The organism is Paenibacillus sp. P4_E11 (assembly GCF_056401635.1).
Map to the genome: position 1 here is coordinate 1 of NZ_JBFUIX010000122.1, position 11,988 is coordinate 11,988.

An 11,988-nucleotide genomic window follows, 5' to 3' on the forward strand; every position below is an offset into this window, starting at 1 on the left:
ACAAGTACAGTCGTTCTTATTATCCAGGGTCTCCCGTACCGATTCAGGAGCAGCTAGTATTTGACAATATCCGGGCGCTGCACGATCATAAGAAGTTTTTTATCTCGATCAATACTCCAGTTGACGTGTTAAGCATAATGAATTCTAGCTTCAGGAACAACGGCATTCATTTCAGCGGGAATAAGGCAATGACGGATTATTTGACAACCAAGATCAACCTGGTCGGCTGCGTGTTTAACCAAGCGGGAAGTATGGATTTGGTTGAGAATAGTGTGGCGAATAAAGAAATTCATTTGAAAACGACAGCAAGCGTGGAAGTTCGGGATAGTTTCAAGGCCATGTTGATTCCGGGACCAGGGAGCATTCGAGTTGATTCTGATCTAAGAGGTCTAGAGAAACAGCCATCGCGATAAGGACAATGCATTCCACAGGTAGTCTAGAACGGAGCAATAAAGACTGCCCTCGATCATCATAGATGAAGGAGGGCAGTTTTTCACAACGATTCAGGGGTGCCCTCTTCGTTACAGATCAGATATTTTTAGATTTCGGAGTGGAACCGGAGGTTTTCGCCTACTCGTAAGCTGAATAAATATGAATGTACAACATTCGTTGCGGACCTGAGAGACGTTATATGGTGAGATAAGCAGGTATATGATGGCCTAACGGACACAGATGCCGCTATTTGTCCTGGAAAGTGACAATAATAGCTAGTTGTAAGGGAATAACGGATCCTGAGTCCGCAACTACCCTTGAGAGGGGCAGAAACGGACGAATAACGGCTTCTGTGTCCGTAAGGACTCTTAAGAGCAGCGTTCAAGGATAGCTAAGGGCAAGAAGTTGTCAGGAAGCTGCTGGAGCAATCTTCGCTTGAGAAGTTCAGCTGCGAGAGCTGTGGCGAGGAGATGTGCCTGGAATACTACAAAGGGATACGTGCTATTCAACAGCGGTCGGAACCCATAGATGAATGGAATGATCGATAAATAGATGGAAAAAGCGAAGCTGCTGCATCCCCCCACGAACATGGTGATGCCCATCGCGACGGAAGCCTCATTCTTCCCGTTGCGAATGAGCAAAATTCCGATAGTCCACAAGGATACGAACATCAAGACATATAGAATAGGCTCACCCCCCTGGAGTAATATAACAAACAATGGTTAATGCTGGAAACTGCCGGGATTTCAATTGATACGCTATCAGGAGAATAATGGTAGGTGGTTACCAATTCAAGCACGACGAGTCATATGCTATAATGTAATCGCATTCATAGAAAAGGGGGGCGTCCGATGAAGCGGTCCATTTACATCCGTTTGTTGCTTCATTTGACGGTTGCTGTCGTTCTGATTACATGTCTGGTCGGAGCTCTCGTCTACCGGTACACGACCGCCATGCTGAAAGAGGAAGTAATCGGTGCCAATAACGAATTGCTTCTGCAGACGAGCAAAATTGTCGATCAGTCGCTTGGCGAAGTGCAACAAATCGCAACCACGCTCGCTTTGAACAGCGACGTGCAAAAGTCGGTTTGGCTGCCGTGGAATTTGGAGGACGAATACCGGTTTCTGAAAAACACTGGAGCTTTGTTCGATGAACGAATCAATTCGTCTAACTACATGCACTCCATATATTTGTACAGTTCCGTCAACCGGAAGCTGATATCGAGCTCGGGCATTACCGACTTGGCCGATTTCTCGTATCGATCGGTTCTGGAGCGCTTTGTAGAAGGTCCAAACACTTCGGGGTGGGAAGCGGCAAGCATGTTGAATGCAGGAGGAGCTTCAGACAATGTCATCAGCTTTCTAATAACCGTACCGTTCAATAGTGTAGAGAAGAAGGGCGTCTTGCTGATTAACCTCAGGGAGGATGTGCTCTACAACGCGGTAGTCAATACGAATAACCGGAAGCTCGGCAATGTCGCGGTTCTGAACGCGAACGGAGAGGTACTGTCCTACAAAGACAAGAGCATGCTGCTCGAACAGTTCGAGCAGGCGGACATTGAGCGAATTCGTCGTGACCAAGCGGGTTACTTCGTCGAGAAGCTCAGAGACGAGAAGATGTTCGTCTCGTTCCTGAGCTCGTCGTTCAATAACTGGATCTACATTACGTTAAACCCGTACGGGGAGTTGTTCAAACGTTCCAACGAAGTGATTCGGATTACGCTGCTCATCTCCGTTATCGGCTTGGCTGCGGGAGTATTGCTGATGGTACTCGTCTCGAGACGGCATTACCTGCCGGTCCGGAATATGGTGCAAGCTCTCGTCTCTTACATGGAGAAGCCGCTGCCGAAGGCGAAGTACAGGGATGAGTTCGGATTTATCCGCGAATCGATCGACCAGCTTCATCACGAGAATGAGGAGTTCAAGACGAAGTTTCGCGGACAGGAGCTCATTCTGAGGGATCATTTGCTATTAAATCTGTTATCAGGCAAAACGGCCGACGAGAATGAATTGATCGGGCAGTTGAACTATTATCGTCTGGATCTGGAGCCGTGTCGCTTTCTCGTGATGGTAATGCGGGTTCATTTGAATGGGCCTATTCTCTCGGCGCCAGACGAGCAGGTACGCAACTTGATTCATTTCCAGATCCGCACCATATGCGAGGACGCGATCGCTCAATATGGCAAAGGTGCATACGTCAGCCGATTCCACAAGCATGATGTCATCATCCTCAATACGGGACAAGGGGATACGGCAGACCCAGCAGTCGATAGGGCGAAGGAACTCGCGTTCCGGATCAAAAGCGAAGTCGCCTCCAAGCTCGATGGAGTCGCCGTTACGTTCGGAATAGGCGGGAATTACGAGCTTATTACAGAAATACCGCTCTCCTACAACGAAGCGACCGAAGCCCTTCTGCACGAAAGGATCGCGGGCATCGGAAGTATAGTGTCGATTCACGATCTGGACGTCAATCGTGCTAACCGCAATCAGTTCATTGCATATCGGCAGCAGATAGATAGACTTGTCGGCGATCTGAAATCCGGCCACCAAGACAAAGCGAAAGAAACGAAGGATAACATCATCCGTCAGCTCGAACAGGACGGCCAATTCGGCCTCTCCTACAAGAACATGATATTGTCCCACTTGCTGAACGCTCTCGTGACAGTACGGGTGGAGCTGGCACCATCCGGAGAAGAACCAGTCGAGCAAGTAAACCGGTGGCATCAAGAATTCGCCAAGCTGCAGAATCTGGAGGAAATCAGTCTTTGGCTGGACCGGATCCTGACGTATATCGGAGGCGATCTGGAGCATAGGCGCGACAACAAGAACGCAGAAGTGATCGCCAAACTTGCTGCTTATATACGCGATCATTACCGAGAGCCCCTCAGTCTGCAGCAGATGGCTGACATGGCCTACATGAACAGCCAATATGTATCGAAGCTGTTCAAGGAAATGACGGGATCAACGTTTATTGATTTTTTGACGGAAACCAGGTTCTCAGAAGCATGTCGGTTATTGAAAGAGACGGACCTGAATATTAACGAGATCGCTGAAGCGGCCGGGTTCGGACAGAAGCAAAACTTGATCCGCACGTTCAAAAAAATGACCGGTCTGACGCCGACGGAGTACCGAAACCAAGAGGTGCTGGGCCGTCTGGAGAGCTTAAATACGAACGAATGAACCTAAACCGAAAAAATGATACCTGCTAAAAATGATAGATTGAAACCGTTACCAACAATTGAATCTTGAGGATCATTCCCCCTCCCCCTTATGCTGAAAGTGCTTACATGAGCTGCAGATTACAAGCATATGGAAAGGGGGAATTTTGTCCATGGCTGTTCCATCGACAACGTCAGGGCCCAAACTAGACATACGGAGACGGATGTTGTGGAAGCGTATCGCATCCAACCGCTATATTTATTTGATGCTTTTGCCCGCGGTTGTGTATTACGGCATCTTCCATTATTACCCGATGTACGGGGCCCTGATCGCATTCAAGCAATTCAGTATTACGAAAGGAGTTCTCGGAAGTCCTTGGGTAGGCTTCAAGCACTTCGAAACGTTATTCGCACTCGACAAGTTCTGGCAAGTGTTTTGGAACACCATCATCATCAGCTTGTACCGACTTGTTTTCGGTTTTCCGCTACCTTTGATTGTAGCTGTGTTGATGAATGAAGTTCGCAAGATTGCCTTCAAGCGTACTGTACAAACGGTCATTTACTTGCCTCACTTCATTTCCTGGGTTATTCTCGGCGGGTTGTTAATCAATCTGCTATCGACCGACAACGGGGTCGTCAACAACGCGATTCGTTCGCTCGGCGGTGAACCGATAGGCTTCCTGACCGATGAGAGCTACTTTCGCACCACACTCGTCTGGTCGATGATCTGGAAGGAGTTTGGTTGGAGCACGATCATTTATATGGCCGCTCTCGCCGGAGTCAATCCACAGCTGTATGAGGCTGCATTGATGGATGGCGCCAACCGGTGGCGGCGTATCTGGCACATTACGCTGCCAAGCATTCGCAGCACGATCGTTATTTTATTGATTTTGCGTATCGGCAATTTGATGGAGGCGGGGTTCGAACAAATATTCGTGCTGTACCATCCCGGCGTCTATCATACGTCCGATATTATCGACACGTATGTGTACCGGATCGGGTTGACTGAAGGACGGTTCAGCTTGGCCGCAGCAGTCGGATTGTTCAAGTCGGCGATTAACTTCTTGCTGCTTGTTATCGCGAATCGGCTGGCCCGTATGATGGGTGAACAAGGCATTTACTAAAGCGGCAAAGGAGGAATGCAGCATGGTTCGCGGCAGTTTCGGCGGAAAACTATTCGACGCAGCGAATGTACTATTTCTGGCGATGATCACGCTGTTGACGCTGTACCCGTTCTGGGACTCGTTCATCGTCTCGATCACGCCCATTCAGGAAAGCCTATCGTCAAGCCTTCACCTGTATCCGAAGACAATTACATTAGAAGCCTACACATATATGCTCGGCTTGAAGCAATTGTGGGTTTCGTACAAGATCAGCATTATCGTTACCGTGCTTGGAACGGTCATCAGCATGATCGCGACCACATTGGCCGCTTACGCGCTCTCGAAGAAACAGCTGCCGGGCGGACGGTTCATCATGTTCGCGATCGTATTCACGATGATGTTCGGCGGAGGCATTATTCCGAACTATCTGGTAGTCAAGCAGCTCGGAATCATCAATTCGGTATGGGCCATGATGATTCCCGCAGCGATTCAGACGTACAATTTGATTCTCATGCGCAGCTTTTTCACATCCGTTCCGGAAAGTCTGGAAGAGTCTGCGCGTATCGACGGCTGCAATGATTTCGGCATCTTGCTGCGGATCGTCGTTCCGCTGTCGATGCCAGCCATCGCCACCGTATCGTTGTTCTATGCGGTATCCAAATGGAACGAATTTTTTACTGCGGTCATGTATGTGACTGACAAAGAAATATGGCCGCTCCAATTGTTTTTGCGGTCTATGCTGATTGACAACGAAGCGGCCTTCCAGTCTGGAGGGGACAGTCCGTTTCTGCTCGGTCAATCGATCAAGATGGCGACGATTATGATTTCCACCATCCCGGTTATGCTCATTTACCCGTTCTTCCAGCGGTATTTCGTACAAGGGGTCTCGCTAGGCGCGGTTAAGGAATGACGGTTCGTATTAGAAGAGGAGGACAACTGATGTTAACGAATAGAAGATGGCTAACACTTACACTTTCCGGGGTGCTCGCGGTATCAGCGGTAGGATGCGGAAGTTCTAAGGAAGAGTCTGGGGCAGGTGCCGCCGCAACAAGTACGGACAAACCGGTCAAAATCGTATTTCTCACCCCAGGCGACGCGGCCGCCAAAGCAATCAATCCGGGGGACCGCATTATCGCCGAAATCAACAAGAAGCTCGGCATTGACCTGGAAGTCAAGCTCGTGCCGGAGAGCGGCTTCGAGAAGATCAACGTTGCGATGGCGACCGGAGACTTGCCGGATATCGTGACAATCAACTATCCGTCTCCATCGTTGAACCAATGGATCGCCGAAGGCTTGCTCGTCCCGTTGAACGATCATCTGACCGTTATGCCGACGGTCAAGGAGAAGCTGGAGAAGCAATTGTCTTGGACAGCTGTGAACGGCAAATATTACGGCTACCCGTTCATCGAGGATCGCTCCAATACCACTGTTGCCTATCGAGCGGACTGGCTGGAAACGCTTGGATTGAAGGAGCCGCAGACACTGGACGATTTTTATAAGGTACTCAAGGACATTGCGACGAAAGATCCCGACAAGAATGGAAAAGCCGATACGTACGGATTGACGGGCACCAAAAGCACCGGATTCAACGGGTCGTTTAATTTCGTCTTTTACGGCTACGGGTTGCCTCATGGCGATTGGGTTCTGGACAGCGCAGGCAAGGTCGCCCCGATATTCGAGCATCCCGCTTTCAAGCAAGGTGTTCAATATTTGCGCAAGTTGTGGGACGAGAAGTTTATCGACCCTGAATTTCTGCTGAACGATACACAGCAGCGGGAGCAGAAGTTTTTTCAAAGTAAGGTTGGATTTATGGCCTCACCGCTGTTCCGTCACGTAAGCCGCCTCGAATCTAGCTTGCAAAAAGTGAATCCGCAAGGTAAGCTCGGCTTCATGGCACCGCCTGCTGGACCGGACGGCAAACGAGGCATGGCAAGCGCGCCGAAGAACGGACTGTTCACAGGGATAACCAAGAATTCAAAAAATCCGCAAAAAGCGGCTAAATTGATTGAGTTCATGCTGTCGAAGGAAGGACGAACCTTGTTGGAGCTCGGAATCGAAGGTGTTCATTACACGAAGCAAGGCGACAAAATCACGTATAATGAAGAAGAACGGGCCAAAGACGGCTTTGCCGCCAACGGCTGGTCGCATCCGCTCGCATGGGGCAGCGTAGTATGGCCGCTTACGGAAAACTATTTGCCGCAAACCGAACCTCAGGCCGACCGGGCGAAGYAATCGGTGGACATTGCCACGAAAAACCTGGTGCCGAACCTGATTAACGTGACGACAGCCGAGGAAGTGGAGATGGGCGGTGTGTTAGGCGAATTGCTGAATCAATATTACCTCGACATGATTATCGGCAAAAAGGACATCGACGCTGGATTGACCGAGTTGTCCAAAAAATGGCGTGACCAGGGCGGCAACAAAGTACTGGAAGCGGTTAACAAGGCGTATCAGGCACAAAAGAAGTAGGAAAGGATGTTGATTGGATGCTTCCAACCGCACAAGACCGACCGAATATAGTATTCATCTTGAGTGACGATCAAGGGCCTTGGGCGCTCGGCTGCGCCGGCAATCAAGAGATCCGTACACCGCACTTGGACCGATTGGCAGCAGAAGGAATGCGGTTCTCGAGCTTCTTCTGCACCTCGCCAGTATGCTCGCCCGCGCGCGCTTCGCTGTTGACCGGACGCATACCGTCGCAACATGGCATACACGATTGGATACGCGGCGGTAACGTCGGGGAACGGCCGATTGAATATTTGGCGGGTCAAACCGCCTATACGGAGCTACTGGCTGATAGCGGCTATACTTGCGGATTAAGCGGCAAATGGCACCTCGGAGACAGCCTGAAGCCGCAGAAGGGGTTTACGCACTGGTATGTGCATCAGCAAGGAGGCAGCGCTTATTATGATGCACCGATGATACGCGATGGGGAGTTGATCGACGAACCGGACTATTTGACCGATGTCATCACTGACGATGCGCTGCAGTTTCTGGACTCGCGGCAAGTCGATCAGCCGTTCTACTTGGGTGTGCATTACACGGCGCCGCACAGCCCTTGGATCGACAGCCATCCCCAGGAGTTCGTTGAAATGTACGACGATTGCCCGTTCGACAGCTGCCCGCAGGAGCCCAAGCATCCTTGGTCGATCGCAACAGCGCCTTGGTCCGACAACCAACGGGAGAACCTGAAAGGATACTTCGCCGCCGTGACGGCAATGGATCACAATATCGGTCGCATTCTCGATAAGCTAGAGGAGATGGGCGTGCGTGAGCGAACGCTGATCTGCTTCATGAGCGACAACGGCTTCAACTGCGGTCATCATGGCATATGGGGCAAAGGCAACGGCACGTTTCCATTCAATATGTTCGACACGTCCGTTAAAGTCCCAGCCATCTTCAGCCATCCCGGCCGCATTCCGCTAGGCCACGTCTGCGACGAGCTGATCAGCGGGTACGACTTCATGCCGACTCTTCTGGAGTATGTCGGAGGCCTAGAGCATCCAGAGGCGAGCAATCTGCCTGGTCGAAGCTTCCTGCCGCTATTGCTTGGCGAGGAAGGGGCTGGACGAGAGGATGTCGTCATCTATGACGAATACGGTCCGGTTCGCATGATCCGTACGCGGGAATGGAAGTACGTTCACCGCTATCCGTACGGGCCGCAGGAGTTGTACCACTTAACGGCCGATCCGGACGAACGCAACAATTTGATCGACGCACCGGAAGCAGAAGAACAGCGGCGTTCGATGAAGGAACGGCTTGATTCCTGGTTCGTCAGCTATGCCGATCCGTATCGCGATGGCACGCGGGAAGCGGTGACCGGCTTCGGGCAGTTGGAGCTTGCCGGCCCTGGCGGGCAAGGAAGGAAAGCGTATTACGAACAACCGCGATAATAGGTCATCCTGATTGAAAATAACTTGAGAGTTAACCCTTCTGTGATTCAAGCAGAAGGGTTGTTCTCTTTACAGAGACTTCCCGTCCTGCTAGAATAGCAATGTTCAATTGTTAACTCTTAAGTAACAACTGGTTAACAATTGAAGGGTTCAACTAACAGGAGGATGATTCAGATGAAACCAATAGCAGCCGAAATAGAATGGCAGTCGCTTGCCCAAAAAGCGTTGAGCGGGGAATGTTTGACTGCATCAGAAGGGCTCACTGTGCTTGAAGCCGACAATGATCAGATTCTGCCGCTCATGCACGCTGCTTTTCAGGTAAGAAAGCATTATTACGGTAAAAAAGTGAAGCTGAATATGATCATCAACGCCAAGAGCGGCCTGTGTCCCGAAGACTGCGGCTATTGCTCGCAATCCATCGTATCGACGGCGCCGGTCCAGAAGTACACCATGCTCGATAAATCGACGCTGCTTGCCGGGGCACGTGAAGCGATAGCGCGCCAAGCGGGAACCTATTGCATCGTAGCCGCCGGGAAGGGGCCAACGGACAAGGAGCTGGACCAAGTGGTGGAGGCGGTTCAGGAAATCCGAGCCACGATGCCGCTCAAAATTTGCGCATGCCTTGGCCTATTGAAGGACGACCAAGCCAAACGTCTGGCGGAGGCGGGYGTACACCGATACAATCACAACTTGAACACAAGTAAAGCCAATTACCCGTCCATTACTACGACTCATACATACGACCAGCGCGTTGAGACGGTGGAGAAGGTCAAGACACACGGCATGTCCCCCTGCTCCGGTGTCATTATCGGCATGGGTGAGACGCCTCAGGAAATTGTGGAGATGGCTCTTGCCCTGCGTGAGCTAGATGCCGATTCGATTCCGATCAACTTCCTGAATGCGATTCCGGGAACCCCTCTGGAACAAGCGGGCCGCACGCCGCCTATGCAAGCGTTGAAGGTGCTGGCTTTGTTCCGGTTCATCTGCCCGACTAAGGAAATCCGTGTTGCCGGCGGTCGTGAGATCAATCTGCGTTCGCTGCAGCCTCTGTCCTTGTACGCAGCCAACTCCCTCTTTGTCGGGGATTACTTAACGACAGAAGGCCAAGCCGTGTCGGCGGATCATCAACTCATAGAAGATTTGGGATTCGAGATCGAGCTGAACGCACTCCTTCTGTGATAAGATGATGGAAAATCAGCTGTTTCTCCATGGAGGCAAGGTCCGATGACCAAATATCCGACCAATGACAGTAATCTTACTCAGGAAACCTTTTCTTTTCCAATCGTGATCGGCATAACGACAGGGTGGTGGATTCAGCCACATCACCATCAATTTTATGAAATATCGTTTTATGTGCAGGGAAGCGCAGTGGACTTGGTCAACAATCAGAGGTTCGACGCCTCCCGAGGAACCGTGGTCTGCAAGCAGCCTCACCGTATTCACGAAACGAGGCTTATCAAGGGGCATACCTACATTAAGTTCAATTTGATGTTCGACATGGATATCATGTTAGAATCGGAGATGGATGCCGGGCTGAAACAGTTTTTCTACTTCAATTCAGATCACGAGGGCTCTCCATTCTTTCAATTGAAAGAGGAGCAAACGGTTCTCCTGGAGAGGCTATTCCGTGAAATACATAAGGATTATGAAGCAGATCATCCGTTCCGGCCCTCCTATATCCGTTCGAAGCTAATTGAAATCCTCGTGCAAATTTCCAGAAGTGGTGATCAAGTCCGGGGAGCAGATTCAATAACAGCTGGTTCCGATTTGGTTAATCCGGGGCCGAGCAACAGTAAAATATCGCAGGTACTGTCGCATATAAACAACCATTTCCTGACGGAAATGACGCTCGGCGAATTAGCTCAGAAATTCGATGCCAGTACCCCTTATTTAAGCAAAATGATCAAACAAATAACAGGTCTGAATTACACGGACTATTTGCATGAGCTGAGAATCGAAATGGCTTGCAGTCTGCTGGTTTCCACCCGGATGAACATTCTGGATGTTGCTGGAGAATCTGGTTACAGCTCGTTCAAAACCTTTTCCCGTGTTTTTCTGAGGAAGAAAGGCATAACGCCGACCAAGTATCGAAATCAGTTTTCCAAGGTTAAATATTGAGATAATGAAGTTAACAACTGGCCTGAAATGGGGATGTGAATCATTTAAACTTGACGTATCAAACAGGATAGGGAGTGGAAATGATGGCAGCTCACGAACCATTGTCGCTATTCGGCGGCACCCCAGCAGTGAAATCCAATTATCCGGCTATGTTCAAGTGGCCGATTGTTACAGAAGAGGATGAGACCGCAGCCCTTGAGGTGCTTCGCAAGGGGAACATGTCGGGTACGGATGTCACGTTACAGTTCGAAAAAGAGTTTGCAGCATGGCTGAAAACCGATTATGCACTCGCCTTCAATACCGGCACAGCGTCCATCCATGCGGCCATGTATGCGTGCAAGATCGGCGTCGGCGATGAAATCATCTGTCCAAGCCTGACGTACTGGGCATCAGTGCTGCAGGTGTATTCGTTGGGGGGAACGCCCGTGTTTGCCGAGGTGGAGTCGGATACACTGTGTTTGGATCCGGATGACATCGAACACCGCATTACGGAACGGACAAAGGCGATTGTTGTCGTCCATTATATGGGCCATCCTGTCGATATGGACCGGATTATGTCCATTGCGCGGAAGCACAATCTGAAGGTGATCGAGGATGTTTCCCATGCACAGGGCGGATTGTACAAAGGACGCAAGCTGGGGACGATCGGCGATGTCGGCGCCATGTCGCTCATGAGCGGCAAATCGTTTGCAATCGGGGAAGGCGGCATACTGGTTACGAACGATCACGACATCTATGAACGGGCTATCGCCTTCGCTCACTATGAACGATTCGGCGCCAATATCTTATCTGAGGAGCTGAAGCCCTTTGTAGGACTGCCCCTCGGAGGATACAAGTACCGGATGCATCAAGTGAGCTCTGCCGTAGGAAGAGTACAGTTGAAATACTATGAACAACGCATTGCGGAAATCGACAAGGCGATGAATTATTTCTGGGATCAACTGGAGGGCTTGCCTGGTATCCGGGCACAGCGGACGGCCAAGGACTCCGGCAGCACGAAGGGAGGCTGGTATAGCCCGCATGGCTTCTATGTCAGCGAAGAATTGGGAGGACTGTCTGTTACCCGATTCTGCGAAGCGCTCCGTGCTGAGGGCGTAACAGACTGCAGTCCAGGCTGCAATCTTCCACTGCACCTGCATCCGGTATTCCATGAAGCCGATATTTATGGGCACGGCAAGCCGACCCGGATCGCACATACACAGAGGGATGTTAGACAGGGTGTGGGAAGCTTGCCCGTAACCGAGGGTGTGAACGTCCGCGTATTCGGTATTCCATGGTTCAAGCA

The 11,988-nt window shown here is 50.6% G+C and carries 10 protein-coding genes; 9 read left to right on the forward strand and 1 reads right to left on the reverse strand.

What is annotated here, in order from left to right:
* On the forward strand, positions 1-413 hold a 413-nt coding region (locus AC1DWB_RS28200), incomplete at its 5' end, for a hypothetical protein (RefSeq protein ID WP_477544429.1).
* A gap of 387 nt (positions 414-800) precedes the next feature.
* On the opposite strand, the gene AC1DWB_RS28205 is transcribed toward AC1DWB_RS28200, so the two are convergent.
* Entirely contained in the window at positions 801-1,091 is a 291-nt protein-coding gene (locus AC1DWB_RS28205; RefSeq protein ID WP_477544430.1) for a hypothetical protein, read from the reverse strand.
* A gap of 192 nt (positions 1,092-1,283) precedes the next feature.
* Between AC1DWB_RS28205 and AC1DWB_RS28210 the strand changes: the two genes are divergently transcribed.
* The 8 genes from AC1DWB_RS28210 to AC1DWB_RS28245 form a co-directional block, all read left to right on the forward strand.
* Entirely contained in the window at positions 1,284-3,611 is a 2,328-nt protein-coding gene (locus AC1DWB_RS28210) for a helix-turn-helix domain-containing protein (protein WP_477544431.1), read from the forward strand.
* A 151-nt stretch (positions 3,612-3,762) separates the two neighbouring features.
* Positions 3,763-4,713, forward strand: a complete 951-nt coding sequence (locus AC1DWB_RS28215; protein ID WP_477544432.1) for an ABC transporter permease — start codon at positions 3,763-3,765, stop codon at positions 4,711-4,713.
* A gap of 22 nt (positions 4,714-4,735) precedes the next feature.
* Positions 4,736-5,602 (forward strand): carbohydrate ABC transporter permease, encoded by an 867-nt coding sequence (locus AC1DWB_RS28220; protein ID WP_477544433.1) that lies wholly within the window; start codon positions 4,736-4,738, stop codon positions 5,600-5,602.
* Positions 5,603-5,631: 29 nt separating this feature from the next.
* A complete protein-coding gene (locus tag AC1DWB_RS28225) occupies positions 5,632-7,161 on the forward strand; it encodes an extracellular solute-binding protein (protein ID WP_477544434.1) in 1,530 nt (509 codons plus the stop codon).
* A gap of 17 nt (positions 7,162-7,178) precedes the next feature.
* Positions 7,179-8,585, forward strand: a complete 1,407-nt coding sequence (locus AC1DWB_RS28230; RefSeq protein ID WP_477544435.1) for a sulfatase family protein — start codon at positions 7,179-7,181, stop codon at positions 8,583-8,585.
* 174 nt (positions 8,586-8,759) lie between these two features.
* Positions 8,760-9,764 carry a biotin synthase BioB gene (bioB, locus tag AC1DWB_RS28235; RefSeq protein ID WP_477544436.1) on the forward strand — a complete coding sequence of 335 codons (1,005 nt, stop codon included), beginning with the start codon at positions 8,760-8,762 and terminating at the stop codon, positions 9,762-9,764.
* Between the two features lie 45 nt (positions 9,765-9,809).
* The gene (locus AC1DWB_RS28240; RefSeq protein ID WP_477544437.1) at positions 9,810-10,703 is read left to right on the forward strand and encodes an AraC family transcriptional regulator; all 894 of its coding nucleotides are present in this window, start codon (positions 9,810-9,812) and stop codon (positions 10,701-10,703) included.
* 80 nt (positions 10,704-10,783) lie between these two features.
* Positions 10,784-11,988, forward strand: a 1,205-nt coding sequence (locus AC1DWB_RS28245) for a DegT/DnrJ/EryC1/StrS family aminotransferase (protein WP_477544438.1), incomplete at its 3' end; no start/stop codon positions are given.